The organism is Pseudomonas tremae, from assembly GCF_001401155.1.
In the GTDB taxonomy this organism is placed as follows: Bacteria; Pseudomonadota; Gammaproteobacteria; order Pseudomonadales; family Pseudomonadaceae; genus Aquipseudomonas; species Aquipseudomonas tremae.
Map to the genome: position 1 here is coordinate 1 of NZ_LJRO01000458.1, position 22174 is coordinate 22174.

Annotated in this window: 37 protein-coding genes and 1 tRNA gene; 24 read left to right on the forward strand and 14 right to left on the reverse strand. The window is 57.5% G+C overall.

Annotated features, from left to right (window positions below; translation table 11 throughout):
* Positions 1 to 28: 28 nt before the first annotated feature.
* The 4 genes from ALO43_RS24175 to ALO43_RS24190 all read right to left on the reverse strand — a co-directional run bounded on the left by ALO43_RS24175 (position 29) and on the right by ALO43_RS24190 (position 2865).
* Entirely contained in the window at positions 29 to 364 is a 336-nt protein-coding gene (locus tag ALO43_RS24175; RefSeq protein WP_042932682.1) for a hypothetical protein, read from the reverse strand.
* Positions 365 to 843: 479 nt separating this feature from the next.
* A complete protein-coding gene (locus ALO43_RS31690) occupies positions 844 to 1491 on the reverse strand; it encodes a hypothetical protein (protein ID WP_235662572.1) in 648 nt (215 codons plus the stop codon).
* The gene (locus ALO43_RS24185) at positions 1488 to 2015 is read right to left on the reverse strand and encodes a hypothetical protein (protein WP_054998189.1); all 528 of its coding nucleotides are present in this window, start codon (positions 2013 to 2015) and stop codon (positions 1488 to 1490) included. The genes ALO43_RS31690 and ALO43_RS24185 overlap by 4 nt, the downstream gene beginning before the upstream one ends.
* A 67-nt stretch (positions 2016 to 2082) precedes the next feature.
* On the reverse strand, positions 2083 to 2865 hold the full coding sequence (locus tag ALO43_RS24190) for a DUF2786 domain-containing protein (RefSeq protein WP_054998190.1): 783 nt from the start codon (positions 2863 to 2865) through the stop codon (positions 2083 to 2085).
* 84 nt (positions 2866 to 2949) lie between these two features.
* Here ALO43_RS24190 and ALO43_RS24195 point away from each other — a divergent pair, with 84 nt between their 5' ends.
* Complete coding sequence (locus ALO43_RS24195; RefSeq protein WP_054998191.1) at positions 2950 to 3165, forward strand: hypothetical protein; 216 nt, start codon at positions 2950 to 2952, stop codon at positions 3163 to 3165.
* Positions 3166 to 3174: 9 nt separating this feature from the next.
* On the opposite strand, the gene ALO43_RS24200 is transcribed toward ALO43_RS24195, so the two are convergent.
* Positions 3175 to 4311 carry a DNA-methyltransferase gene (locus tag ALO43_RS24200; RefSeq protein ID WP_054998192.1) on the reverse strand — a complete coding sequence of 379 codons (1137 nt, stop codon included), beginning with the start codon at positions 4309 to 4311 and terminating at the stop codon, positions 3175 to 3177.
* 79 nt (positions 4312 to 4390) lie between these two features.
* Here ALO43_RS24200 and ALO43_RS24205 point away from each other — a divergent pair, with 79 nt between their 5' ends.
* Entirely contained in the window at positions 4391 to 4579 is a 189-nt protein-coding gene (locus ALO43_RS24205) for a hypothetical protein (RefSeq protein WP_054998193.1), read from the forward strand.
* A 59-nt stretch (positions 4580 to 4638) separates the two neighbouring features.
* Here the strand turns inward: ALO43_RS24205 and ALO43_RS24210 are convergent, their stop codons facing one another.
* Entirely contained in the window at positions 4639 to 5214 is a 576-nt protein-coding gene (locus ALO43_RS24210; RefSeq protein WP_235662573.1) for a hypothetical protein, read from the reverse strand.
* A gap of 105 nt (positions 5215 to 5319) precedes the next feature.
* Here ALO43_RS24210 and ALO43_RS30475 point away from each other — a divergent pair, with 105 nt between their 5' ends.
* The gene (locus ALO43_RS30475; protein WP_054998194.1) at positions 5320 to 5589 is read left to right on the forward strand and encodes a hypothetical protein; all 270 of its coding nucleotides are present in this window, start codon (positions 5320 to 5322) and stop codon (positions 5587 to 5589) included.
* 106 nt (positions 5590 to 5695) lie between these two features.
* Here the strand turns inward: ALO43_RS30475 and ALO43_RS24220 are convergent, their stop codons facing one another.
* The 7 genes from ALO43_RS24220 to ALO43_RS24255 all read right to left on the reverse strand — a co-directional run bounded on the left by ALO43_RS24220 (position 5696) and on the right by ALO43_RS24255 (position 10331).
* Positions 5696 to 6508, reverse strand: coding sequence for a YfdQ family protein (locus ALO43_RS24220; protein WP_054998195.1), 813 nt, complete (start codon positions 6506 to 6508; stop codon positions 5696 to 5698).
* Positions 6509 to 6548: 40 nt separating this feature from the next.
* Positions 6549 to 6902 carry a hypothetical protein gene (locus ALO43_RS24225; protein ID WP_016567829.1) on the reverse strand — a complete coding sequence of 118 codons (354 nt, stop codon included), beginning with the start codon at positions 6900 to 6902 and terminating at the stop codon, positions 6549 to 6551.
* 88 nt (positions 6903 to 6990) lie between these two features.
* A complete protein-coding gene (locus tag ALO43_RS24230) occupies positions 6991 to 7578 on the reverse strand; it encodes a hypothetical protein (protein ID WP_054998196.1) in 588 nt (195 codons plus the stop codon).
* A complete protein-coding gene (locus ALO43_RS24235) occupies positions 7578 to 7916 on the reverse strand; it encodes a hypothetical protein (RefSeq protein WP_054998197.1) in 339 nt (112 codons plus the stop codon). Before ALO43_RS24235 ends, ALO43_RS24230 begins: the two co-directional genes overlap by 1 nt.
* 625 nt (positions 7917 to 8541) lie before the next feature.
* Positions 8542 to 8943, reverse strand: a complete 402-nt coding sequence (locus ALO43_RS24245) for a helix-turn-helix domain-containing protein (protein ID WP_003364229.1) — start codon at positions 8941 to 8943, stop codon at positions 8542 to 8544.
* Positions 8944 to 9265: 322 nt separating this feature from the next.
* Complete coding sequence (locus tag ALO43_RS24250) at positions 9266 to 9601, reverse strand: hypothetical protein (RefSeq protein ID WP_024691611.1); 336 nt, start codon at positions 9599 to 9601, stop codon at positions 9266 to 9268.
* A gap of 10 nt (positions 9602 to 9611) precedes the next feature.
* Complete coding sequence (locus ALO43_RS24255) at positions 9612 to 10331, reverse strand: LexA family protein (RefSeq protein ID WP_050587173.1); 720 nt, start codon at positions 10329 to 10331, stop codon at positions 9612 to 9614.
* Between the two features lie 31 nt (positions 10332 to 10362).
* Between ALO43_RS24255 and ALO43_RS24260 the strand changes: the two genes are divergently transcribed.
* Entirely contained in the window at positions 10363 to 10554 is a 192-nt protein-coding gene (locus tag ALO43_RS24260; protein WP_024691609.1) for a helix-turn-helix domain-containing protein, read from the forward strand.
* A 185-nt stretch (positions 10555 to 10739) separates the two neighbouring features.
* Here the strand turns inward: ALO43_RS24260 and ALO43_RS24265 are convergent, their stop codons facing one another.
* Positions 10740 to 11000, reverse strand: coding sequence for a hypothetical protein (locus ALO43_RS24265; protein ID WP_054998199.1), 261 nt, complete (start codon positions 10998 to 11000; stop codon positions 10740 to 10742).
* Positions 11001 to 11199: 199 nt separating this feature from the next.
* Between ALO43_RS24265 and ALO43_RS24270 the strand changes: the two genes are divergently transcribed.
* From ALO43_RS24270 to ALO43_RS24370, 20 genes are all read left to right on the forward strand, one after another.
* On the forward strand, positions 11200 to 11961 hold the full coding sequence (locus ALO43_RS24270) for a helix-turn-helix domain-containing protein (protein ID WP_054998200.1): 762 nt from the start codon (positions 11200 to 11202) through the stop codon (positions 11959 to 11961).
* Positions 11958 to 12704 carry a replication protein P gene (locus tag ALO43_RS24275; protein WP_054998201.1) on the forward strand — a complete coding sequence of 249 codons (747 nt, stop codon included), beginning with the start codon at positions 11958 to 11960 and terminating at the stop codon, positions 12702 to 12704. The genes ALO43_RS24270 and ALO43_RS24275 overlap by 4 nt, the downstream gene beginning before the upstream one ends.
* Positions 12701 to 13006: a DUF1364 domain-containing protein gene (locus ALO43_RS24280; RefSeq protein ID WP_054998202.1), complete on the forward strand. Its 306-nt coding sequence runs from the start codon at positions 12701 to 12703 to the stop codon at positions 13004 to 13006. The genes ALO43_RS24275 and ALO43_RS24280 overlap by 4 nt, the downstream gene beginning before the upstream one ends.
* A complete protein-coding gene (locus ALO43_RS24285; RefSeq protein ID WP_054998203.1) occupies positions 13003 to 13293 on the forward strand; it encodes a hypothetical protein in 291 nt (96 codons plus the stop codon). The genes ALO43_RS24280 and ALO43_RS24285 overlap by 4 nt, the downstream gene beginning before the upstream one ends.
* Positions 13290 to 13721, forward strand: coding sequence for a VRR-NUC domain-containing protein (locus tag ALO43_RS24290; RefSeq protein ID WP_054998204.1), 432 nt, complete (start codon positions 13290 to 13292; stop codon positions 13719 to 13721). Before ALO43_RS24285 ends, ALO43_RS24290 begins: the two co-directional genes overlap by 4 nt.
* Positions 13718 to 13990, forward strand: coding sequence for a hypothetical protein (locus tag ALO43_RS24295; protein ID WP_054998205.1), 273 nt, complete (start codon positions 13718 to 13720; stop codon positions 13988 to 13990). Before ALO43_RS24290 ends, ALO43_RS24295 begins: the two co-directional genes overlap by 4 nt.
* Positions 13987 to 15264 carry a tyrosine-type recombinase/integrase gene (locus ALO43_RS24300; RefSeq protein ID WP_054998206.1) on the forward strand — a complete coding sequence of 426 codons (1278 nt, stop codon included), beginning with the start codon at positions 13987 to 13989 and terminating at the stop codon, positions 15262 to 15264. The genes ALO43_RS24295 and ALO43_RS24300 overlap by 4 nt, the downstream gene beginning before the upstream one ends.
* Before the next feature lie 2 nt (positions 15265 to 15266).
* Positions 15267 to 15584 (forward strand): hypothetical protein, encoded by a 318-nt coding sequence (locus tag ALO43_RS24305; RefSeq protein ID WP_054998207.1) that lies wholly within the window; start codon positions 15267 to 15269, stop codon positions 15582 to 15584.
* Positions 15581 to 15910: a hypothetical protein gene (locus tag ALO43_RS24310; protein ID WP_054998208.1), complete on the forward strand. Its 330-nt coding sequence runs from the start codon at positions 15581 to 15583 to the stop codon at positions 15908 to 15910. The genes ALO43_RS24305 and ALO43_RS24310 overlap by 4 nt, the downstream gene beginning before the upstream one ends.
* A gap of 2 nt (positions 15911 to 15912) precedes the next feature.
* Positions 15913 to 16296, forward strand: coding sequence for an antitermination protein Q (locus ALO43_RS24315; protein WP_017700707.1), 384 nt, complete (start codon positions 15913 to 15915; stop codon positions 16294 to 16296).
* Positions 16297 to 16427: 131 nt separating this feature from the next.
* Positions 16428 to 16652, forward strand: a complete 225-nt coding sequence (locus ALO43_RS24320) for a hypothetical protein (RefSeq protein WP_054998209.1) — start codon at positions 16428 to 16430, stop codon at positions 16650 to 16652.
* A 48-nt stretch (positions 16653 to 16700) separates the two neighbouring features.
* Positions 16701 to 16786 (forward strand) — tRNA-Ser (locus tag ALO43_RS30480).
* Between the two features lie 559 nt (positions 16787 to 17345).
* Entirely contained in the window at positions 17346 to 17663 is a 318-nt protein-coding gene (locus tag ALO43_RS24330) for a phage holin, lambda family (RefSeq protein WP_017700708.1), read from the forward strand.
* The gene (locus ALO43_RS24335; protein WP_054998210.1) at positions 17660 to 18046 is read left to right on the forward strand and encodes a hypothetical protein; all 387 of its coding nucleotides are present in this window, start codon (positions 17660 to 17662) and stop codon (positions 18044 to 18046) included. The genes ALO43_RS24330 and ALO43_RS24335 overlap by 4 nt, the downstream gene beginning before the upstream one ends.
* Positions 18047 to 18403: 357 nt before the next feature.
* Positions 18404 to 18634, forward strand: a complete 231-nt coding sequence (locus ALO43_RS24345; RefSeq protein WP_054998211.1) for an Acb2/Tad1 domain-containing protein — start codon at positions 18404 to 18406, stop codon at positions 18632 to 18634.
* A 160-nt stretch (positions 18635 to 18794) separates the two neighbouring features.
* Positions 18795 to 19148: a hypothetical protein gene (locus tag ALO43_RS24350; protein ID WP_054998212.1), complete on the forward strand. Its 354-nt coding sequence runs from the start codon at positions 18795 to 18797 to the stop codon at positions 19146 to 19148.
* Between the two features lie 50 nt (positions 19149 to 19198).
* Positions 19199 to 19378: a hypothetical protein gene (locus ALO43_RS24355; RefSeq protein WP_054998213.1), complete on the forward strand. Its 180-nt coding sequence runs from the start codon at positions 19199 to 19201 to the stop codon at positions 19376 to 19378.
* A complete protein-coding gene (locus ALO43_RS24360; RefSeq protein WP_054998214.1) occupies positions 19369 to 19785 on the forward strand; it encodes an HNH endonuclease in 417 nt (138 codons plus the stop codon). The genes ALO43_RS24355 and ALO43_RS24360 overlap by 10 nt, the downstream gene beginning before the upstream one ends.
* Before the next feature lie 167 nt (positions 19786 to 19952).
* Positions 19953 to 20438, forward strand: a complete 486-nt coding sequence (locus ALO43_RS24365; RefSeq protein WP_005897614.1) for a phage terminase small subunit P27 family — start codon at positions 19953 to 19955, stop codon at positions 20436 to 20438.
* Positions 20439 to 22172: a terminase large subunit gene (locus ALO43_RS24370; protein WP_005897617.1), complete on the forward strand. Its 1734-nt coding sequence runs from the start codon at positions 20439 to 20441 to the stop codon at positions 22170 to 22172. It begins immediately after the preceding gene.
* The last annotated feature ends 2 nt before the right edge of the window (positions 22173 to 22174 follow it).

The window sequence follows — 22174 nt, forward strand, 5'->3', positions numbered from 1 at the left end:
AACAGGATCGGTCTTTCCTTGGGCTGGGTCATGGCGTCACCACCCGCCGTGCCCACCAGCAGACCGGGCCATCGTCTGTGTCATGAATAGCCAGGCAGAACCAGCCTTCACCATCAGGGCGATCCGGCTCCCAGTAACTGCAATCAGGGTCGCCCGCTTCGAAGTAGCGATCAGCAACAGCTTTGTCGCTTGCATACTCAAGTTCGTCCTTGACCACCTCGAGGCCTTGTTCGGCAATCCAGGCTTTGCACTTGTCGCCGTCACCCTCATCGAAGTCTGGGAGGTCGGGATGCTGGAAAAATCCGTTCTCGTCACGCTTAACGGGCCAGCTCTTAATTAGTGGAATGCGGTCGAGACGTTCGATCTCGGCCAAAATCAAGGCGCCAGCCTTCACCAAGTCGCGACGGCGGTCAGAACTGGGCTTGAATTTGTCTTGGCCCCAAGGCCACGCAGAGCTCATGCTTGTTGGCTGGCCCGCTAGTCTGGAATATACGGATGCCGCCTCGGCCATCTCGCCTTTAACGTAGGCGTCGTCGCGATAGAGCGAATAGCCCTCGGCCGATACTTGCCGCTGGCGCTCAGCTATGACGTCGCGCGCTGCGCTGTTTAGAGTTGGTGAACTTTTTTCGGGCATGACTTCGTCCTTGCCGCACACGCGGCTGACATTGAATTGATTGAGAGGGGGTGGTTACTGCGGGGTGTTCGGGCGCACCTGGCAAAAGTGAGGCCCTGTCAAACCCTTGGAGAAGCGCTTTATGAGTTCAAGTATCGGCCTTTCGGCGGTGATACTCGGTTGTTTCGGCACTGCCTGGGCCGCTGCACGCCAGCATATTGGCTTGCTGGTCATGCCTGGCCGCTGTTCGGCTTGTCGCAGCCCCGAAGCACATCCAAGATGTCGCTCAGATAGCCGCTGGCAACAGTCGGCTGTCCGGCTGCCGCATCACGAAGCTTTTGCACGAAAGCAGTCGCCTCAACCAGTCGCTCATCAACCTTCGCCGTGGCGGGCTGGGCGTGGCGGTAGAGCGGCGTCTGCGCCTTGCAGCAGATTGCGAACACCTCATCGTCGATGCAGTCGGCCCTCGTTAGGACTGAGCCGTCTTCGTACATAGCCGCCACCGGCTCGGCCTGCTGATCGGCTGGGCGGGCGCCGAACGCCTTGAACGCAACCCAAAGGCCTTGAACGTATTCGTCCGCATACCCTTCGCGGTCATCACCACGGCGAAGCCAGTGACCGTCGAGCCAGCCCTTAACGGGGTGCTCGACCGAAAGCGCCCATTTCTGGAACAGTTCACGCGGGCCTCGGGGATTCTGATCTTCCTGCTGGGCGAGCGCTGACGGTTGACAGGCGGGCCTGGCCAGCATCGAATCGCACTCACGCCAATTAGGAGATAACTGACCGCAGGCTGCGCACGACGACCTCGGGTATGGCTTTCCTTCGGCGGCGAGACGCTGGCGACAGCCGACAGGTACAGCCTTGCATTCGTTGATCATGATTTTTCCCCTGTGTATTCACGCCAAGCGACCTTTACGCCGTTGACCAGAAAGCCCCAGTCGCCTTTCCAGCGGCTGGTGATGAAGAGCGTGTACACGCCGCCGGGCGACACTTTGTCGATGCGGTGGTATTCGCCGTGGTTGAGCCGTGCGGTGTCGCCCGCTTCTCGCCAGTAGTCGAGGTCGGTAGGATCGCTAGCCGGCCAAAAGTAACGGCGCTGCTCCTTGTAGAAGCCGCGCAGGATGACCGTGCGCGCATCCCACGGATGGTCGTGCAGGTCCCGGTCGGCGTCGGGCCGCATGATGTGGTGCACCCGGATCGACCAAGCGCACCAGCGTATGCGCCCGAGGTGCGTTTCCCGGTCGTAGGCGTTGAACAGCCACCAGCGTCCCATGTACACCTCTTGTCCATCAGCTGACCGGATGTGCAGGTATGGGGTGCGCTGGGCGCTGGTGATGAGCCAGGCAGCGATTGCCGGGCGCGCGAGTAGCTTGGCGAGCAGTCGCCACAAGAAATTGATCATGCAAGGGCTCCAAATGGCGGTCAGCCTATCGAGGCCCGCCGTGAACTGCGTGATGGGTAGTCTTGGGTCAGGCGCTTGCAGATAGGGCGTGGGCATGCTCGGCGCCATTGGCCAAGCCTGCATGCAAGTCGACCTTGGTGCCCGCCAGCATCCCGGCGATCTGGGCGTTGAGGTCGAGCTCTGCCTCTCTGACCTTCCTGGCTTTGCCGATCTGCTTGTCTGCGAGGTAGCTATCGATCAGCGCTTGGTGCTGGGCTTCTACTGCTACCAGCCCCTGTCCTGCGCTTTGGTGTTCTGGCGTTGTTGGGTCTTCACCACGCGGCACAAGCTCTTGCAACTTGCTCTCAACCGCAAACACCCAGGCTATGGCGAAGTGATCGCCGGCAGTGGGGGCGGAATAGTTGCTTCGGAACTTGCCGGCACGAACCCCGGAAACGTATGCGTTCCGAGCCTGCGTCAGCTTCGAAAGAAGAGTTTCGTAGGCGTAGAGAGCGATGTGTTGTGCAGGGCTCACTCCCACAAACTTGGCACGCTCGACGCGGTTCTTTTTGGTCTCGCACCAATGGGTGAAACGCAGGGCCTTGACGTTAAAAACCTTGGCCACAACTGCGCTCAGCTGTTGATCCCATAACGGTCTGCGTGCAGCTCGCGACATTGACGATTTAGCCTCGCCGACGTCGCTCACCTTTACGTCAGTCTCGCTCAAGTGATACTCACGCATCAGCGCCTGAGCCTGGCGCATCGCCGTGGCGGCTTCGTTTTCGTTCGAGCTTTGCGACAGCGCCAAGCAGTGCTTGATCTTGCGGATAGCCCGCTCGAGCTTTTTCGGATCGATCTGTTTTTCGGACATGGTTCATCCTCGCCGGGGTGGCGTGAGTCGTTGAAGTGGGGTATTGGTGGTTGCCCGGCAAGAAGCCGGTTAAAGGAGATTCGAATGTCACAAGAAGCGAAGGTCATTGCTTTGGAGCACTTGGTTTTAACGCTACTCGAAGATATGAAGGTCAGATCCGGCTGCCATCCTGAGGCGCTGGTTGAAAGAGCGATCAGCTCTATAAGGTCTTCGAGTTATCCCGGCGATGAGGAGCGCATGCAAGCGGCTGTTGGCGCCCTGAAGGATCTGTGGACGCTCGTCGGGGCAAAGAAGCCTTAATCGTCTGATTCATGCGGCTGGCTCTGCGTCATGAAACACATCCATTTGTGCCGCTCCGTCCGCCCAAGCCGCGTCGGTTCGAGCACGGGCTAATGCCGCATACCCTGGGTTCAGCTCGCAGATTATTGACCTGCGACCTTCCTGCATCGAAACCAGCGACGTGGTACCGGCGCCGCCGAATGGGTCCAGCACCACGCCGCCTCGCGGCGCGCCGGCAAGAATGCATGGCCTGATCAGGTCGGGCGGGAAGGTGGCGAAGTGGGCTTCCTTGAAGGCGTGGGTCGCCACGGTCCAGACGCTGCGCTTGTTGCGCGTCGCTGTGTCGTGGGTACTTTCATCCCGGTCAGGCCGGTGCGTGCCTTTTGACTGGCCGGGAATGGCTTGCTCGCGTTTTGAATCTTCACGCTTGAAGCTGTCCCGCCGCTTCCGTTCAGCACCATCCTTGTGAAAGGCCCCGTGGCCACCTTCGCCGGTTGACGTGTCCCAGCCGGTCGGCACAGTTACGCGTGGTTTCGGTACCACGTCGAATCCGTGACCAAATCCAACGCCAGAAGGTGTTGGGCCGTATGCTGCCGGCTCTCTGATGGCCTGCATGTCGCAGTGGTACCGACGCGACTTGCTTAGCAGAAACAGGTATTCGTGAGCTTTGGTGCAGCGGTCCCGCGTCGACTCCGGCATAGGGTTCGGCTTGTGCCATATGATGTCCTGCCGCAAATACCAGCCGTCGTCCTGCAGCGCGAAGGCCAGGCGCCAGGGCATGCCCATCAGATCTTTCGGCTTGTACTCGGCATGTGTTGTTGCTTTCGACTTCCGCTGGCTCGCCATGACCTGGCGCTGGCTGATCGTCGAAACACCAACCCCCATATCGCCCCGGCCATGCGCGCCCCAGCTACCTGCGTAGCTGTCGCCCATGTTTACCCAGATCGTGCCGTCAGCTCGGAGTACTCTGTGCACTTCGCGGAACACATCGACCAAGCGGGCGATGAACTCAGCAGGAGTTTCTTCAAGGCCGATCTGGCCTTCTACGCCATAGTCACGCAGACCGTAGTAGGGCGGGCTGGTCACGCACGTATGCACGCTTTCATCTGGCAGCGTGCGCATCATGTCGATGCAGTCGCCTACCAGTATTTGGTGGAGCTGGCTCATAATCGATTCCGAGGGGTGGCGTCAGTCGTTAAAATTGAGGTATTAAAGATTTTTACAACCACCCTAGCGGGGCACCGTTATGACTTTAAAAAGTGATACAGAAGCGCTTGAGGCGATCGCGGAAGAAGCCGAGATATTGAATCTGCTTCTAGAAAACTTCAAAGGCTCAAACCATGCCGAACTACTCGCCGTCGTTCGACAGATCATCGCAATAGCGCGCTACCGCGAAGAGCTGGGTAACGTTGAGAGCTTTCAGCGCAATGGTTAGGCAGCCCGCTGTTCAAAGATGAAGAGGTCCCACGCTACTTTATCGACGGCGCAGATCCACTAAGTTAGCTCTATACTGTTTTCCGTGTCGCTGACTGATCCGCCGTACTGAGCGCCAGGGAAAGTAAATTTCCCACTGTTTGCGCAATAGGGGTAGCCGCCAGTGAATTCGATGAAGGTAATCCCCGGCTGGGCATCTGCGGCAGAGGACTTGAACGACTCAAACTTTGCGTTTCGGGCACTGACTTCCGCGTCGTGCCCGCTCTTGCACTCTTCTGAGCAGTACACAACGCGGCCATCGAAAACTAGATTCAGTGGAATATCAGAATCTGTTTCCTCGTCCCACCTGCATGCATTGCTGTCGCAGCGGATACCGCAGTGATTGCAATCGAACCACCAGCCCGCATCGATGTAGGCCTTCGCGGGGATGTAACGCAGGCCAGCGTATTGGTCGGCCCATTGCGCGCGACGGCAAGACACACCACTGAAGTCGGTGCCTATCTCGTCAGCACCCTGTCGGCGTGCGGCGGCGTTCGACGTAGCGAACTGAATGGTTGACTCTTCCGGATCATTGGTTTCGACTGAGTACGCCAGCACCGTGCGGTGCTTTTTATCTGCGGATGGTGACTTGTTCATGGCAATCTCCATGCATGCGCCGCCCTCCGTCTCCGGTGGTGGCAAATTGGTTCGGGATGAGGTATTACGAGTGACCGGCATCACGCCGGATCACCGGAGCTGAAAATGAAACAGCACACCGACGCATATACTCATTGGTCAGCGATAAGCGGGCCATTCCTGCACCACAGTGAATGGGTGAGCGATGATCGAGAGATAGATGTTCGGGCGCGAAAGAATAAGTTTGGAGATATTCAAGTCTTTAACGGCGTGTACGATAAAAATGGCGCTCTAAAAATGGAGGAATACCATCCAGATGCAGAGCTGAAGACTTTAGAAGAAGCCTTAGCCTGGGGTATTTCGAGAACGAGAAGCTTTGCTGCAGAGCCTCGATAGCCGATTCGCATCATTCTGGAATTGCGGCCTCATCAGCATGCTCTTGCGGTGAAACTCCAGCGCCACGGTATTCGACACTCCGATTTCGTGGCGCGGGTTTCAGGCGTCAGGCCGCAAAGCTACCCAGCGCCAGCTGAGCGGCATCGCCCACCTTTGCTTCAAGCACCGACTTGAACTCTTGCGCGATATCTTCGCGCTGCACGTCCTCGCCCACCCAGCGCAGTTTCAGCACCGGCTGTGCGCCGCTGGTGATGACCGAGATTCGCAGGATGATTTCGCGCATTTGCAGACCTTCAAACGGCACAGCCGAGAAGATCAGCGACGTGGGCAGCGTTTCTTTACTGGTCGCCTCGATAGCATCCATTGCGCTGCGGCTAGCACGGGTCTCGCTGACGGTGTGATCGCTTTCCGACGATGCCTTGACCGTGATCGTGCGCACGGCGGCGATGGCCTTGGCCAGTGGGATGTTCTGCAGGTCATCACCGACTGCCGACAGCGTGCTGTGCCAGTCTTCAATCCAGTCGCTCATATCCTTCTGCGACATGGCCTTGCCACTGATGGCCTGCACGGCCTGATAGGCTGCGGTGGGCTTAAGTTTCAGCACTGCACGGTCATCTGCGTGGCCTGGCACTTCCTCGTTGCCCAGGTTGAACAGCACCGAACAGGTCATTTCGTCCTGATTGATGAAGCCTTTTGCGTCGGCGACTGCGCGGTCGGAAACGTATTTGGCGAAGTCGGCCAGGGAGTTGGTGGAGAACGTGCCACGGAAGCGACTGCGGCCTGCGCCGAATTGCTCAAGGTTCACGACCTTTGCGCCTTCGGGCAGCACGATGGTTGGCGTGACGGTGTTCAGCTCTCTGCCTTCCGCGATCAGCGCGGTGTCAGTGATCAGTTGAATAGCTTCTTTCGTCAGGGACATTTGTCAGGTCTCTTTGGTGAGGAAGGGTTGTTGCGGTTGATCAGGTGCGAGGCTTGACCGGTGCTTGGTCGCGCTCGAATAGCTGTCCCGGGTGAGGAGCTTCAGCGAACAGCGTTACTTGGCCGCCGGTGCCGACGTTCATCGGGGTATCCAGCGCTGTGTTCTCGCTGCGGGTTCCGCGCTTGGTGGGCACTTTGTAGTCGAGCTTGTGTTTGATCTTAACCATGTGGGAATCGCCGATCTGGCTCATGTCCAGGGTGATGACCAACTTCCCGGCCTTGCCATGCTCGACAACTCCCGAGGCGACTTCGGAAATTGCGTAGCCGATTTGGCTGGCGAAAGCACCGCCATTCAGCTCGTTCAGAAATTCGGTTGTATCGGTAGGGGTGGACATGGGTTCTTCTCCGAGGGCTTGATTCCACTGGGTGGGATGTTGAGTTGAAGAGGGCGGCGGCGATGGTTGGCGCGGGACTGTATACGCCTCATTTAGGGCTTGGCCCTTGCAGCGGGTAGTCGATGTTGAATTCACGGATCAGCCGCTTGATCATCGTGTTACTCAGTCCGAGTTCGACGACGGCGGCCTTCCGCGATATGCCTCGGTCGCGGGCGGCTTTGATCCGCACTACGTTCAATGCGTCAGCTACCGGATCGGTCTGATAGGGAATTAGGTTCGACGCCGGGCTGAACGCCTTGTATTCGAAGCCATGCACGCGGGCCATCTTCCGAAGCCTGTAGATGCTCACGTCAGTTTTTCGCATGACATCGGTGATCGTCATCGTCTCGGCAAGCTTGCGGATGACTTCCACCTGCTTGGCGCGGGCGTTGCAGCGGTCTTGGATAACGTCTTTCGGCGCTGCGGCCCGCAGTGCTTCTTTAGTCCGCCGACGCGGTAAAGGCTGGCGCGCGACCGGCGCACTCATCCGGCCGTATTCCTTTGGCTTGGGCTTCAACGGAAAGCCGCTTTTGGTTTCGATCACGCCGCCGCGTTTGAGGAATGCAGCCACTTCAGCCTCGAGGATGGCGGACCGCTCTTTGTTGCGCTGAATCGTGCTCAGCTCTGGACTTATCATCAGCTTGCACCGTACAGCGCGAAGAGAACGAAGGCGGTGGCGATGGCTGCAGTCCAGCGCAGCATGTGGGAGGCGAACGACGGCTGACGTACAGGTTGCGTTTCCAACTGCTCAGCGGCCTTGCAAGCCGCGCTGTGGCCGCGATGCACACCGCGCACAGCACCTGTTGAACGCTCGACGATACCGAACTCGTTATTGCCGTTTGGTACCACCGTGAAGCGCGGCAGGGTGGCCGGGTTCAGGCGGCCGACCTTGTCGTAAAACTCGGCAGTGGAAAGGTTGCAGCGTTGGCGCAGGCCTTCGAGGATTGCACGACGCTGGCTGATTGTCTGATGCATGTGAGGCTCCTTGACCGCATTGGCCAGATGCCAGGCGCGGGTGACCAAACCCAGCCGTGAGACTGGCCTGGCACCTGCCGATGCGGTCGTTTTGATTTGGGGGAGGGTGATGCAGGGGGCCGATTTAACGGTTTGTACTCATCCGCATCGGATATCGCTCGAATCCCTCCGAGTGTTGCCCGTCTACGCCGCTGCGAAAATCAGCTCTGGCTCGGGACAAGGTGGCCACCCCGCTGTCACGACGGTGGGCCGAGCGATATCCGATGCAGCCTGGCGCTATGACAGGGTTCGGGCAGTTTTCGTCAGGCTGACGTAGTGCTGGTTGAGGCAACAGCCAATTGCTTGAGTCAGGCTTTAATGCCGAGCCGGGTTCTCATTTGTGGAGCGAGCCGACTGCAGAAGCTTTTCTTGAGCTCTGGACCTCTCTGTGCGCGCGCCGCCAAGGGCAGTGATCGCCAGCTCTAGAGCGGTGCTTGCTTGCTCGTATGCTCGCTGTGCCTCGTCTTCTTGTTTCGCTGCTGCTGCCAGCTCGTTGAACGCGGCTAACTGGGCCTCTGTCATTTTGGTTTCTCCAGTAGGTTTCTCGTGCTGGCCAGTCGTAAGGACCGCGCAGGTAAATTGTTGCTCAGCAGATCGCCGCCACTGGCCTCAGCTTGTCCGAGCCTTTACGGCTGATCTTCTGTTCGTACCCGCCCCGGCGTGACTCGGGGGCTCTGCGCTCGCGCCTCATCGATTCATCGCCCAGCACCGCGTGCAGAACGATCACCGACATGAACAGCAGGCAGAGCGGGGAAATGATCTGTCGGCGCATGGCCTCGGCGATCATCGCTGTCTGGCGATTCACGCCGAGCTTGAACATGGCGACCGACAGACGCTTAACGACCGTGCCCGGCGCGATGCCGAACGTGCGGGCGATTTCCTTGGCTGTGCAGCCCTGGGCGGCTGACAACAAAAACTGCAACTCTCGCGGCGCAAGACCACGGCCGAGGTGGCCTCTCCATGCCCCACATACGATGGTGGTGTCCATTACGTTTTACTCGGTGGTTGTCATCCCAAAGCACCCGGCAAGCCAGGTGCTTCAGTGATGCTGTCCAACAGGTGATTCCGTTCTCTGTAAAGAGCTTCGTCCAGTCGGTCCCGTTATCCGGGGCTGGGAGATCACTTCGCTGATCCCGTGCTATCTGGCGGCTTCACCAGTCTTGTGTCGATTCGCTTTGATGCGTTTCGATGGGTAGAACAATACGATACCGAATTAACTGGTGCAAGCCTTTTCAATTCATAAACGTATTAATTTTTATCGAGACGAAAAAAACCCGCCGAGGCGGGGCTTTTTCTGAGAGGGGGAGGAGCTATTCTCCGTCTTGGCTGGCTAAGCAGCCCTTGAACATTTCTGTTCGAAAGTCGCTCACTGCCATGGTTTGATCCCGCTGTCCTTCGCTACGAGGAACACGATAGGCGGCTTCAATAATGATTTTTGCCGATTTTGAGGCGGCTGGGTCGAGTTTATCGGTATTCCGGTAAGCCTCAATCATCGGTACTCCTGCTTGGCGAGAGAGCATCGCAGTCTCAGCTAAACCATCGAGGATGTCGCATATCTGCTCACCCTGGGTGCGTGCCAAGCTCAAGGCTGGAGCGAGCGCCAAGCCCGCACAAATGATGCCTACGGCTAGCCCCTTTATATTCATTTTTGATCCTTCAAAGAAAAGAGTTTGGATACTTTATGTCCACAACTCGACCAATAATTTGAACGTCATCGTCTATGACGATCATCTTGAAATCTGGATTCAAGGGTTTTAGATAACCTATTCCCGAATCTCTCACGTATTGCTTCAGCGTGGTTTCGCCAGTGCTCGCCAGCAGCGCGATGTAATACTTGCCACTCACAAGATCAAATCCCTCTGGCTGCACAAGCACCCTCATGCCTTGGGTAAAACCGTTGCCCTGCGGGGGCGTCATGGAGTCACCTTGGACCTCAAGCCAATACCCGCAGTCTCCTGCATTGCACTCTGAAGGGAGCATTTCTGTGTTAGGTCCTAGCTGATCTACGTCCGGCGACTCCGCCCATGCCCCCGCTGCTATCCAGCTGATAACGGGATATTCCTTTATGCCACGTTGGGGCGCATGGCTCAGTAGAACGTCGCCATGCGTAGAGCCAAACAGCAGCCATTCCGGGGTTACCCCCAGAGAACGCGCAAGTTTTTCGACAGTCGCCTTTCTAGGTGTCTTGCTATCACCATGGAGGATTCGGTGGATTGTGGGCTGTGGGACACTAGCTCGTCTTCCAAGCTCGTTTTCTGACAGAGCCTTTTCGTTCATTTTTGCGCGAAGGCGCGCCGCGATCGTCATAGCTTCGCCCAAGCGTATTAGGGGAGGGCGAAGTGTATTGCCTGCGTTAATTCGGTAGCGTATTATCATGGCCAATTACAAAACGCATTGGTGAGGCATGATGACTATTTCGCAAATGCTGGCCGATCTGACTGAGCAGGGCTGGACCCAGGCTCGCATTGCCGAGCATTGCGGAACCACCCAGCCAACGATCTTCCGCATAACCAAGGGTGGTGACACCAGGTACGAGGTCGGGAAGGCAATTGAAACCCTGCACAAGAAGGTCATGAAGGCTAAGCAGAAAGCGGCTTAAAAGCGGTTCGGTCAGTTCTTGATACGAATTATCCGCTCAGGCGGGAAGGGCAGGTAGTACAGCGGCTGGGCTGTTAATTCATACAGTGAATCTGAAGGGAGTGGAAATGGCAGGCAAAAAGCATCTGGAGAAGGCTCTGCTCAAGACAGATGAGCAAAGCCGCAAGGCGTTCTACGTAGCAATGCTCACTCTTGGTTTGGTGAGACCCGAATGTGATTCAGGGCCTTCACGTAGTTCTCGAGACCGTTAATGACTTCATCTGGGACTGGCAGATACGCGAGCGTCGATCTTGCAGTAGCGATCTCGATATCGAACTCGCGAATGGCTTCCGCACGCACTTCAAGCGGAAGCGACCTCAGCACGCCCAATAGCAGCGCCTGGGTAGCAAGGAGCTCTCCCTTTTGCCCGTTGAGCTTGTCGATGATTTTTTCGGTTGGATCAGTCATGTCCGGTCTCCGTGACCTTCTTGTGTGGAAGCAGAAAGCTACCACGGATGCGCCGGACACCTACAACGCCTGAATTTTGGGCAAAAAAAAGCCGGTGGCTAGACCGGCTTCTTCACAACACTACGAGACAGATTATGCACATCAGACCTGAGCAAGGCAACACAGGCAAAATTGGAGTAGCACTGTGAGCGTTCAAGCAATGTCGTGGGCGCTACAGATCCCACGCGTGACCCTTTCCGATTCCAGCGCCCGGCACGTCCTGCTTTGCCTGGCCAACTATGCCGGTACTGACGGACGCGGGGCGTTCCCTTCTGCCACTACGCTGAGCGAAGACACCGGTCTTTCGGAGCGCACAGTTCGCTCCAAACTCGAGCTGTTGCGGGCGTCTGAACTGATCGTTCCAGGCAATCAAGCGCTGGCCGCTGTGTACATTGAGCGTCATGACCGGCGCCCAGTCGTCTATGACTTGCCGATAAAGCGGGGTGCAAATCCTGCACCCCGAACTGAACGGGGTGCAGATGACGGCACGGGGTGCAAATCACAGCAGAACGGGGTGCAGAATTCGACCGAACGGGGTGCGAAATCTGCACCCAATACGTCACTTAACCATCAATTAACCGAACAGCAGCAGCCGCGCGAGTTTTCGGACTTGATCAACGAGCAGGACGCGCAGGCCCTCGAGAGCACCGATGATCGCCAGCGCTTTTCCATGTTCGCTGACTGGACACCCGACAGCCGCTACCTGATTGCCCAAGCCCAGATCGCTGGCGTGAAGCCGACCGATATCACGGACGCGATGATTCGCAGCTTCATCGGCTGGTTTGTGGCCAAACAGAACACCGTAGACACACCCGCAGGCTGGTGTAATCGCTTGGTGGGCTGGTACGTGAAAGAAAGGGCCAAGGGGAACTCGCCAAATTTCGACGACACGTCCTGGTCTGACGATCTTGGTGACCTATGACCCAAGCCAAGCCAAAGCCGCCCCAGAGCGCTACACAGCTCATGACCAGCATGGGCAACCTGCCGCCTGTCGTTCCTTCGGTTCCGAAAGCACTTCCTCCCGGCACAGCGTCCGTTGTGAACGCGCTGTTCAGGGAGTTGCAGGCGATATTTCCGGCGTGGAAGCAAGCGTGGCCAGACGATGCAGCGTTGCAGGCTGCCAAGCGTAGCTGGATCAAGGCTTTCATCGCTGCGGGTATCAACACACTGGAGCAGATCCGTTATGGCCTGCAGAACTGCCGTCAGAATGGGAACGACTTCGCACCCAGCGTCGGCAAGTTCATCAAGTGGTGTCAGCCAACTCCGGAAATGCTGGGTATTCCATCTCACGACAGGGCATTTCGCGAGACGCTTCTCAACCTGCATCCATCGCGCCGTACATCGCGGGGGTGGTCACACGAGGCAGTACGCCACGCCGCTCTCCAGTGTGAGATGCATAACCTTGCCGACCTGACGTCGGAGAAGGCCAGCAAGGTGTTCGACCGCGCTTATGACATCACCATCCGCATGCTTGTGCGGGGGCAGTCGCTGGAAGACATCGCAGTCGGCATCGGTCATGACGGACAGAAATCAGAATTCGAGCGGGCCGAAGAGCTGACAGATCGGGTCAGTCTCGCACTGATCGCACGACAAGGAATCCCGGCAGACGGTGCAACGGCGCGTCAGCTGCTGATGGCGAAATTTGGCAGAAGGGCGGCGCAATGAATAAGCAAACGAAACTCACCAAGGCAGCGCGTGACCGCGAATGCCAGATCCGTTACCCAGGCTGCTCGAGCGAATCATCGACCACGGTGCTGGCCCATTACCGGCTCGCCGGGACTTGCGGCATGGGCATCAAGCCAAACGACCTGCAGGCCGCTTGGGCGTGTGCTTACTGCCACGACATAGCCGATGGCCGCTTGCGCGCTCCGGCGGTGCTGAGCCGTGACGAAGTCCGTTTGTTCCACGCCGAGGGCGTCATGCGTACCCAGGACGCGCTCATTCGTGAAGGGAAGGTGTCACCGTGAATACTGAAAAAAAGCGAGAACAGTTTGAGGCTTGGGCGCTGGCCCGATTCATAAATTCCGACACCATGAAACCCTTGCAGCGAAGCGCAGATAAGCCAGATGAATACCACTATCCGGTCCTGAACACTGCTTGGGCCGCATGGCAGGCCTCCCGCGAGGCGCTGGTGATTGAGCTGCCGAAAATTCAGTTCATCCAGTCTTCTGAAGAATTTCAACAGTCATGCCTGAAAATCCGCTACTGCGACATCGCTGCCATCGAAGCCGCTGGCTTGAAGGTGAGGCCATGAAGCCCGCCGAAATGACGTTGTTTAAACCGAAGCGCACCCGCGCCAAGTCTGTCGACCGTGAAGGCCTGGAGCAGGCCGCGTTGCTGCGCGAGCTCAAGTTGCGTATGCCTCTGGTAGCGGCGCTGATCTACCACGTTCCCAACGGTGGCCACCGGCACAAGCTGGTTGCGATCAAGCTGAAAGAGCAGGGCGTGCGCGCCGGAGTGCCCGATCTGGTGCTGCCGATGGCACGCGGCGGCTACTTCGGCCTGTACATCGAGTTCAAGGCCACGCCGCCGCACGACGCCGCTGTGTCGGGCAGCCAGTACGAGTGGATACGCCAGTTGGGCGAGCAAGGCTATCTGGCGATCGTCTGCCGTGGTCACTTCGACGCGATGGAGCAAATCCGCGCATACCTCCGACTTCCTCAGACAACGGTGGCAGCATGAACCATCTATTCAAGCAGGGCGACCTGGCACTGACCACGGTTTTTGACGTGGATATTCCTGCAGGAAGCTTGGTAGCGCTCACTGAGCACATAGAAAAAGGAACTCTGATTCGCGGCAAAGGCTATGCATTCAAGGCTCCTACGCCTGGCTGGTACGTGATCCCAAACAGTTCGGGAGCGCGAACTGCCTACGGCGAAAATGAGCTGATACCTCTCCGTGGCGAGTTCGCTCCAGACCATCAGAAAGCCAAGGAGGAGCAGCCTGCATGACGGCCGCCGTGCGCATCACTGACGCTGAAATCAAACGCCAGGCCGCTGGCACCGAGCGTGACCTGCGCGACGTGGAGAACCGTGGCCTGTACCTGCGCTTCACCCGCGACCGCGAACGGGCGTCGTGGTACTTGGTCAGCAAGGGCAAATGGAACCTGGTTGGCCGCTTCCCCGATCTGACGGCCAAGCAGGTCGTTGCGGCACTTCCAGGCATTCGCCTTCGCATCGAGGCCGGTGCCAACTCCACGTTATCCAAATGGACAACTACAGGCGAGCTTTTATGCTGGTTCGCCGAGCGGTATTCGCTCGACCGAAGCCTGTCGGAAAAGCGCAAAGACACCAGTGCGTCGATTCTTAGGTGTCACCTCGTACCGTGCTTGGGAGACGTTGCTCTGTCCAGGATCGACAAAGCCACACTTGACAGCAAGCTGATTTGGCCGATGCAACGAACCGTTAAAATCGACTACGTTCGATCCGCATTCCAGCTGCTCGCCCTGGCGTTCCGGCAGGCATTCAAGCTGCGGCTGATATCGGCAAACCCAATGCAGGACATCAAGTTCAAAGACTTCTCAACAGCCAAGGTCGGCATCAAGGCGTCCAGGCTGCGCGGCACCCAGTTACAGGACCTGCTTCACCATTTGGCTGAGGTCATAGCGTCCAATCCGCACGACGGCATGTTGGCCGTGATGATGCTCTGCCATGGCACGCGCATCGGTGAAACTCGGTTGGCCCGCTGGTCCCACATCAGCCTGGCTGAGCGTGAGTGGTTCATTCCAAGCGAGAACACCAAGACCGGCGTCGAGCATCATCTGCCGCTGACAGATCAGGTGCGGCAGTTGCTTATCTGGTATCGCGACAAACAGCAGGCCATCGGTTACGACGGACAATTCCTGTTCCCGGGTCGCGGCGGTGAAGGGCTCAGTGAGGGCCGAGCCAGTGCGGTATTCGCTCGGGTTGGAAGGGGTGAGTGGACCAGCCACGACCTTCGCAAACTGGCTCGTACCTGCTGGGCAGACATCGGTATCGACCATCTGATCGGTGAGCTGCTGATCAACCATGCCATGGGCCACAACGTGAAGGTTTACGTCCAGTCGGGCGTCATGGCGCGCAAGCGAATTGCATTGGAGAAATGGAACGCCCATCTAGACGGGAAGGGCTTTGGCCTCATTCACGAATTGACCGGATTTAGATTCGAAGATTCTGATAATCACCTACAGCCCACGTATGACGTGGCCTGTAGCGCAGATGCCAACACCACCATAGGCGAGGTTTAAAAATGGCATTTTACTTTCAGGGCCCCACGATTCGCATTGCCGTTCAAGGCCGTAAGCCGCTGGACCTTACCCATCTAAAAGCGCTTGAGGGAGCAGCTACCCCTGGGCCTTGGCTTCGGGATTATGGAAATCACGTTGAGTATTCGGCTTGTGGTGACGAAGGGTTCGAGGAATGGCAGGAGGCGGGGCCGGTGATGGTTGGTGGTGATACCCCGCAAAGCAATGCCGATGCGGATTTCGTAGCCGCTGCTCGCCAAGCTATTCCGGCCCTGATCACTGAAATCGAAGCCCTTCGCGCTCAACTGCTGGAGGCTCAATGAAGAAGAGTCACGGCCCTGCCTTCAAAAAGTCGATCGTGCCGCTGGCCACATGCCCGGCATGCAAAGGAAAGGCCTTTGTGAGCGGCGTCTTTCATCAGATTGATTGCGTCCAGTGCAACGCTTCCGGCTGGGTCCGATTCGATAACGGCGAGGCGCTGGAGATTCATGATTTGGTATTCCAGCTGGGGACGGCTCTCAGCGCCGCCTGCCGACAGGCGAACGGCAGAGAAGTCCAGTCCGGTCCGATACGGACCTCAGATGTCAGTGGTTATTACAGCCAGAACAACCGCCGCGGTGCCGGTGGATCGAATTACACAGGGGATTGACCATGATGACTCGCAACACGCTGCACCGCCCGCTGGGTGAAACTGAAAACATGCTCGAGCAGTGGGGATATTGGCGGATGGACGGAATGGGCGTGCCCAGCTATGCCTCGCCCACGCTCGCCCTGATGCGGGATGCCATGCCGATGCCAGGTAAGTCGTATGTGATCACCGACGAGCTTGCTGGCCTTGTTGACGCAGCCGTTGCTGGTCTGTGCGCTCGTCATCAGCAGATGGGCGATATGGTTTGGTTCTATTACGGCGCGAAGTGGCCCGCGATCCGTGTTGGTCGCCACTTCGCAATGAGCGAGGGTAAGGCACGCGAGTTGATCAAGGCCGGTGCCGCCTGGGTGGATTGCTATCTGGAGGGAGTTCGAGCAGCAGCGTAAAAAAGAGTTGTCCATATGGAATAGCTCTGTTTTCATGGCACGGTGTTCAGCTGTTCCAGCGCGGCACCCATTCATTAACTGCCGAACGTTGTCGCTCCCGCAATGGGCGTTATTTTTGCTTCGGAGGCAATTTGAAAACTGTCTATGTGTTGTTTCGCAATGGCGAAAACTATGGAGAGCAGTGTGCAGTTGGCTGGTACGAATCAAAGCACAGCGCCGATGACGCAGCATTAAAAAGGGAGTGGGAGCACTACCGCGCCGAGGTAGCTGTCCAGCAGCCGGGTGTCAAAGTTTTAAGCCCTGACGAAACCGATTATCGGCGTTTCAATGTTGAGGCTATCCACAAGATCGACTAATACCGTTTAAATCCAAAGCCCAGCCAATAGCTGGGCTTTGTCGTTTCTGGAAGGTGGCGCCCAGTGGTGGGCAAACCGGTTTGAACCCGGTGCTATCGGAAACGGTAAGAGTTCGACTCTTTCACCTTCCGCCAATTACGCCGACTGAGAGTGCGCTGGGACGCACGCTGGACTGTAAATCCGGTACTTAGGTTATGTGGTTCGATTCCATCAGGCGGCACCAATTTGGAATGTAACAAGCCTGCGGAGGCTTGACGGTTTGCTAAACCGATCGATCGGCAACGGTTGTGGTTCGACTCCACTGCATTCCGCCATTTTCGTATTACCATAGTCAGGATGGGCCTTCGGGCGGAGCCTGGACGCGGTATAGCAGGTAGTCACGCGTTACGAAAGAACACCGGCAGTCAGTGTGCCTTCGCTCCATCACACGGGGTAGTGCTGGCGGGCAGCGTGGGAAGACACGCACGCTATGCAGATGAATGCGCAGGCTGATGCGCGAGGAAGCTACACGGGTTTGCCGGTGAAATTCCGGTGCTCCTGCAGGGTTTGCGACCAGCGTTGCCGGTTCGAGTCCGGACGGAACCTTGTATGCCGGGATCAGCACCGGCCATCTGCACCCATTTCAAGGGCTCGCCATATCGGCGGGCCTTTTTCGTTTATAGATCCCGAAAGGGTTGAGACCGGACGCGCACCATGCCCGAAAAGAACCCCGACTTATGGGCGCAGGTCTGGATGGCCCTATCTAACCCACTCTGGCAGGGCGCGATCATGGCCATCATCGTCTCACTACTGCGAATCCTCTACGACGCCAAAGAGACCAGCAAACGCCGCATCTGCTTTGAAGCGTTGATCTGTGGTGCGTTGAGCCTGGTTGCGTCCAGCCTGATCGAGTGGATGGCCTGGCCGCCCAGCCTGTCAGTTGCTGCCGGTGGAACCATCGGCTTTCTCGGCGTAACAGCCATACGCGAACTGGTGACACGGTTCATCGGCCGCAAGGTAGACATCACATGAAGGCTATCGCCGCTGCAATCATCATCGGCCTTGTTGCCCTCTTGCTCGTTGGTATCCAGCAGTACCGCGTCGTTGCCCTCAGTGGCGCCATGCAACTGGAGACCAAGAGCAAGAACGAAGCCATCGCTGCCAACAACGAGAGCCAGGCCACCATCACCACGCTGCGGGCCGAGGCCCAGCGCAACGCTGCATATCAGAAAGACCTGAACCAGCGAATCAAAGCCAGCGAAGACAAAGCCAAAAAGGCGAGGAAAGACTTTGAAAAGCTCAAGACAGATAGCAAGCCTGTTCGTGACTGGGCTGCTCAGCCTCTGCCTGACGGCCTGCGCGGCAAAGCCGGTGCTGGTAACAAAGACGTCAGCGGTACGAATCGAACCCCCTGAGCTGATCCCCTGCGAACGCATCAATGCTGATGAGGCCGATCTGCGGCTGAACGGTGATGTGTGGGAGCTGAAAGATCAGGCCATCAAACTGCTGGATACGTGCGCTGACCAGGTTGACGCACAGATCCAGCGCAGCCAGAGCAAGTAGACAACTTCAATTCATTCACCCGCCATAGTTGGCGAACACCGAGGCAACAATCATGGGATCTAAAACCAACTCATCGAAAGCTGTATCCGCACTTGGCTACCTGGGTTTGGCTGCCATTGTGGCCGCCGGCTTCCTGTTCTATTCGCTGGCCTGACGCGCCACAAATTCAGACACTGCCATTTCGTGGCGCGAACGACAGAGGAAAGATCATGGATAACCAGCACAAGCAAATCACCGGCTACCGCGACCTGAGCCAGTCGGAGATCGACGGTATCAACTCGATAAAAGCCCTTGAGGCTGACGCGGCTGATCTGGTGAAGCAGTTGAAAGCCATCCCTGATGTTGATCAGCGTTCTATTGCCCTCGCGGTCACCAACTTGCACCAGGCCTGCATGTGGCAGACCAAAGGCGTAGCCCGTTCGGACAATCCATTCAACTGATCAGCAAGAACGACAAGTGACGATGACCAAAAAGAATTGGATGGTCACCACTCCCGGCTACAAACCATTCCCGATGATCCTTCTTGAGTGCGCCCTTGATCACACAGGGGCGCTTGCCTTTGCCCGGTCGATCTGGCCTCGCTGCACAGTGGAGTAACGCATGACTGACACCAAGACACTGAAGGTGGCCACGATTATACCTGGCCCTCAGTCACACCCTGGAAGCCCACACCAGGCCAGAGGGACGAAGATCATCCTGTCTGACGGCAGTGAGCTTACCGATGTAACCGGCGTCACCCTGCGTGCAGATGCTGATGGTCTATGGAAGGCGAGCATCGAGGTTTACCCGAGCGAAGTCCCAGCCATCACGGCTGAGGTCACAGCTCTCTCTGTCGTGGACCGCTGGCACGCATCCGGCGATGCAGTCCTGGTTACTAAGGGCTGTGCCAATGTTCCTTCGGGCGGCACGTTCCTTCTTGAGGGCGGCGAACGGGTCATACCTCGTGGCGTGTAGCGGATGCGACGCCCGCCGCGACTGGATCAAGAAGTGGACGAAGGTGGCATATGAACGAGCACAGCAACTCCTTGCTCAGCCAGATCCTGGCCGAGCAGATGAAGCAGACCGAGCTGCTCCGGCTGATGACCGAGCAGCAGACGCTGCTGATCGACGCGCTGAGTGAAGAAGATCCGGGAGATCCCGATACCCAGCCTCTCACTTACCTGGACGGCACACCATGCCGCTAAGGCCGCAGAAGCCATGCAATGCCCAAGGCTGCAACACACTGACCCGCAACCCTCGGTACTGTGAAGCCCATAAGGATGTAGGCAAGCAGTTCGAAGTGAAGCAGCGTGAGAAGCAACGCGAGACCAGTACACAGCGCGGCTACAGCTACAAGTGGCAGCAGGCTCGCAAGTCGTATCTTGCGAAGCATCCGCTGTGTGCTGAGTGCGAACGCCAAGGTTTGGTGGTTGTTGCTACCGATCTCGATCACATCGTGCCTCACGGCGGCGATAAGGATGCGTTCTGGGTTAGATCTAACTGGCAAGGCCTGTGTCACCCCTGTCATAGCAGGAAGACGGCGGCAGAGGATGGTGGGTGGGGCAATGCAACCAAGCCCAAAGGTAGACCTGCCGCGCAAGGTCTTGAGTGATAATAATTATCATCTTTATAAAATTTATGCTCTAAATCGGTGCGCGCACTATTTTGGTGCTTCTGGCTGGGAGGGGGGCGGGTAAAAACTTCACCGGTTCCCGTTTATAGACCGCGCCCTCAGTCGTTTTTTTACACCCGCGAAATTAAAAATTCTGGAGTTGCGCGATGGGAGGTACCGCCACGGTCGCCGGCCGTGGTCGCAAACCCAAGCCGACCGCCAAGAAAGCACTAGCCGGAAATCCCGGCAAACGCGCGCTGAATAAGGCCGAGCCCGCTTTTTCGAAGATCACAAATGTTGATCCGCCCGAATGGCTCAGCGACCGCGCTTCGCAGATGTGGAAGATGATTGTTCCCGAGCTTCTGCGTGAAAACGTGGTCGCGATAACTGATTTACACAACGTCGAAGCGTTCTGCGTTGCATACGACAACTGGCGGATGGCACAGGAGTCGGTCCGCCAGCACGGTATCGTCGTTACTGGTGCCACCGGCGGCCCGATGAAAAACCCGGCGCTCACCGCTGCGAACGAAACGATGCGCCAAATGGTGACGTTCGGTTCGATGCTGGGCCTGGACCCGGCCAGCAGGACACGCCTTATCGGCGGTAACAAGGAAAAAGAAACCAACGAGTTCGCCCAACTACTGAGATCGTAAATGGCCAAGTCCGCCCACCCCAACGTCGATAAGGCGATGGTTTGGGGTCGGTCTCTGTTGCGCGGGAAGGTGCCGGCCTGCCGCTACATTCATCAGGCCGTGCAGCGCCACTTCGACGATCTGGCAGCCAGTCGCAAGCGCGGGTTCAGATTCAAGTTCGACCCGGCGAAGGCTGAGAAAAAACTCAAGCTGATTCAGCTATTGCCGCATACCAAGGGTGAGTGGGCGTTCAAGCGCCAGTTGATCACTCTTGAGGGATGGCAACTATTTGGCCTGGCCGTGACGTTTGGCTGGGTAAAGAAGAAGGGCGGGCACCGTAGGTTCCGCGAGAGCTACTGGGAAGTGCCGCGTAAGAACGGCAAGTCCGTTGTGGCCGGAGGCGTGGGCATAGGCATGTTTGTTGCCGACGATGAGTTCGGTGCCGAAGTCTATTCAGGCGCGACAACCGAGAAGCAGGCTTGGGAGGTTTTCAGGCCTGCAAAGCTGATGGTGACGAAATCGCCGATGCTGATCCAGGCTGCGGGCATTGAGGTCAACGCCTCGAATATGAACATCCCGTCCGACTTCAGCCGGTTTGAACCGCTTATCGGCAACCCTGGCGACGGTGCGTCACCCAGCTGCGCCATTGTCGATGAATACCACGAACACCCAACCTCCGCTCAGTACGACACGATGCTCACCGGCATGGGGGCAAGGCGTCAGCCGCTGATGTTCATCATCACTACGGCCGGCGCTGACATCGAGGGGCCTTGTTACGACAAGCGCCGCCAGGTGATCGAGATGCTGGCCGGCACAGTTCCAGACGAAGAGCTGTTCGGCTGGATCTGGACACTTGATGAGGGCGACGACTGGACGGACCCCAAGATGCTGGCCAAGGCCAACCCCAACCACGGCGTATCCGTGTTTCAGGAGTATCTGGAGAGCCAGCAGGCTCGTGCTATTCGATCTGCGCGTTTCACCAACACGTTCAAGACAAAGCATCTGAACCTGTGGGTCAGTGCCAAGTCCGGCTTTTTCAACATGGAGGACTGGAAGTCCTGCGAGGACACCTCCCTTACGCTCGATCAGTTCGAGGGCCAGGAGTGGATTGCCGGTTTCGACCTTGCGCGAAAGCTGGACATGAACTCGAGAGCGCGTCTGTTTTGGCGGGTGATCGACGGAAAAACTCACTATTACAGCGTGGCTCCAAAGTTTTGGGTGCCATACGACACAGCGTTCGATAGCGACAACAAGCGCATGTCCGAGCGCTTCCAGGCCTGGCTGAACTCGAAACACCTCGAGGTTACCGATGGTGCCGAGATCGATTACCGCGAAATCCTTGAAGACACCAAAGAGGCGAATCACCACGCACCGCTGCGTGAGTCGCCGATTGACCCGCACGGTGCTACTGGATTGAGCCATGACCTCGACGACGAGGGTTTCAATCCGATCACCATCACCCAGAACTACACCAACATGTCCGACGCCATGAAAGAGCTGGAAGCGGCTATCACCGCTGGAAGGTTCCACCATGACGGCAATCCGATCATGACCTGGTGTATCGGCAACGTGATCGGCAAAAACATGCCCGGTAACGACGACGTAGTACGGCCCATCAAACAGGGCGATGACAACAAGATTGATGGCGCTGTTGCACTGATCATGTCGGTCGGGCGGGCGATGATGCAAGTCGTTGTCGGCGATGGCGGCGTGGACCGATTCATGGATTCAATCCGGGACCCAATATTCGAATGAAC

Excerpts from the sequence above, each read along its gene's own strand:
- ALO43_RS31690 (WP_235662572.1), bottom strand. The coding sequence starts at position 1,491 with ATGATCAACGAATGCAAGGCTGTACCTGTCGGCTGTCGCCAGCGTCTC.
- ALO43_RS24185 (WP_054998189.1), bottom strand. The coding sequence starts at position 2,015 with ATGATCAATTTCTTGTGGCGACTGCTCGCCAAGCTACTCGCGCGCCCG.
- ALO43_RS24190 (WP_054998190.1), bottom strand. The coding sequence starts at position 2,865 with ATGTCCGAAAAACAGATCGATCCGAAAAAGCTCGAGCGGGCTATCCGC.
- ALO43_RS24195 (WP_054998191.1), top strand. The coding sequence starts at position 2,950 with ATGTCACAAGAAGCGAAGGTCATTGCTTTGGAGCACTTGGTTTTAACG.
- ALO43_RS24200 (WP_054998192.1), bottom strand. The coding sequence starts at position 4,311 with ATGAGCCAGCTCCACCAAATACTGGTAGGCGACTGCATCGACATGATG.
- ALO43_RS24205 (WP_054998193.1), top strand. The coding sequence starts at position 4,391 with ATGACTTTAAAAAGTGATACAGAAGCGCTTGAGGCGATCGCGGAAGAA.
- ALO43_RS24210 (WP_235662573.1), bottom strand. The coding sequence starts at position 5,214 with ATGAACAAGTCACCATCCGCAGATAAAAAGCACCGCACGGTGCTGGCG.
- ALO43_RS30475 (WP_054998194.1), top strand. The coding sequence starts at position 5,320 with ATGAAACAGCACACCGACGCATATACTCATTGGTCAGCGATAAGCGGG.
- ALO43_RS24220 (WP_054998195.1), bottom strand. The coding sequence starts at position 6,508 with ATGTCCCTGACGAAAGAAGCTATTCAACTGATCACTGACACCGCGCTG.
- ALO43_RS24225 (WP_016567829.1), bottom strand. The coding sequence starts at position 6,902 with ATGTCCACCCCTACCGATACAACCGAATTTCTGAACGAGCTGAATGGC.
- ALO43_RS24230 (WP_054998196.1), bottom strand. The coding sequence starts at position 7,578 with ATGATAAGTCCAGAGCTGAGCACGATTCAGCGCAACAAAGAGCGGTCC.
- ALO43_RS24235 (WP_054998197.1), bottom strand. The coding sequence starts at position 7,916 with ATGCATCAGACAATCAGCCAGCGTCGTGCAATCCTCGAAGGCCTGCGC.
- ALO43_RS24245 (WP_003364229.1), bottom strand. The coding sequence starts at position 8,943 with ATGGACACCACCATCGTATGTGGGGCATGGAGAGGCCACCTCGGCCGT.
- ALO43_RS24250 (WP_024691611.1), bottom strand. The coding sequence starts at position 9,601 with ATGAATATAAAGGGGCTAGCCGTAGGCATCATTTGTGCGGGCTTGGCG.
- ALO43_RS24255 (WP_050587173.1), bottom strand. The coding sequence starts at position 10,331 with ATGATAATACGCTACCGAATTAACGCAGGCAATACACTTCGCCCTCCC.
- ALO43_RS24260 (WP_024691609.1), top strand. The coding sequence starts at position 10,363 with ATGACTATTTCGCAAATGCTGGCCGATCTGACTGAGCAGGGCTGGACC.
- ALO43_RS24265 (WP_054998199.1), bottom strand. The coding sequence starts at position 11,000 with ATGACTGATCCAACCGAAAAAATCATCGACAAGCTCAACGGGCAAAAG.
- ALO43_RS24270 (WP_054998200.1), top strand. The coding sequence starts at position 11,200 with ATGTCGTGGGCGCTACAGATCCCACGCGTGACCCTTTCCGATTCCAGC.
- ALO43_RS24275 (WP_054998201.1), top strand. The coding sequence starts at position 11,958 with ATGACCCAAGCCAAGCCAAAGCCGCCCCAGAGCGCTACACAGCTCATG.
- ALO43_RS24280 (WP_054998202.1), top strand. The coding sequence starts at position 12,701 with ATGAATAAGCAAACGAAACTCACCAAGGCAGCGCGTGACCGCGAATGC.
- ALO43_RS24290 (WP_054998204.1), top strand. The coding sequence starts at position 13,290 with ATGAAGCCCGCCGAAATGACGTTGTTTAAACCGAAGCGCACCCGCGCC.
- ALO43_RS24295 (WP_054998205.1), top strand. The coding sequence starts at position 13,718 with ATGAACCATCTATTCAAGCAGGGCGACCTGGCACTGACCACGGTTTTT.
- ALO43_RS24300 (WP_054998206.1), top strand. The coding sequence starts at position 13,987 with ATGACGGCCGCCGTGCGCATCACTGACGCTGAAATCAAACGCCAGGCC.
- ALO43_RS24305 (WP_054998207.1), top strand. The coding sequence starts at position 15,267 with ATGGCATTTTACTTTCAGGGCCCCACGATTCGCATTGCCGTTCAAGGC.
- ALO43_RS24310 (WP_054998208.1), top strand. The coding sequence starts at position 15,581 with ATGAAGAAGAGTCACGGCCCTGCCTTCAAAAAGTCGATCGTGCCGCTG.
- ALO43_RS24315 (WP_017700707.1), top strand. The coding sequence starts at position 15,913 with ATGATGACTCGCAACACGCTGCACCGCCCGCTGGGTGAAACTGAAAAC.
- ALO43_RS24330 (WP_017700708.1), top strand. The coding sequence starts at position 17,346 with ATGCCCGAAAAGAACCCCGACTTATGGGCGCAGGTCTGGATGGCCCTA.
- ALO43_RS24335 (WP_054998210.1), top strand. The coding sequence starts at position 17,660 with ATGAAGGCTATCGCCGCTGCAATCATCATCGGCCTTGTTGCCCTCTTG.
- ALO43_RS24345 (WP_054998211.1), top strand. The coding sequence starts at position 18,404 with ATGGATAACCAGCACAAGCAAATCACCGGCTACCGCGACCTGAGCCAG.
- ALO43_RS24350 (WP_054998212.1), top strand. The coding sequence starts at position 18,795 with ATGACTGACACCAAGACACTGAAGGTGGCCACGATTATACCTGGCCCT.
- ALO43_RS24355 (WP_054998213.1), top strand. The coding sequence starts at position 19,199 with ATGAACGAGCACAGCAACTCCTTGCTCAGCCAGATCCTGGCCGAGCAG.
- ALO43_RS24360 (WP_054998214.1), top strand. The coding sequence starts at position 19,369 with ATGCCGCTAAGGCCGCAGAAGCCATGCAATGCCCAAGGCTGCAACACA.
- ALO43_RS24365 (WP_005897614.1), top strand. The coding sequence starts at position 19,953 with ATGGGAGGTACCGCCACGGTCGCCGGCCGTGGTCGCAAACCCAAGCCG.
- ALO43_RS24370 (WP_005897617.1), top strand. The coding sequence starts at position 20,439 with ATGGCCAAGTCCGCCCACCCCAACGTCGATAAGGCGATGGTTTGGGGT.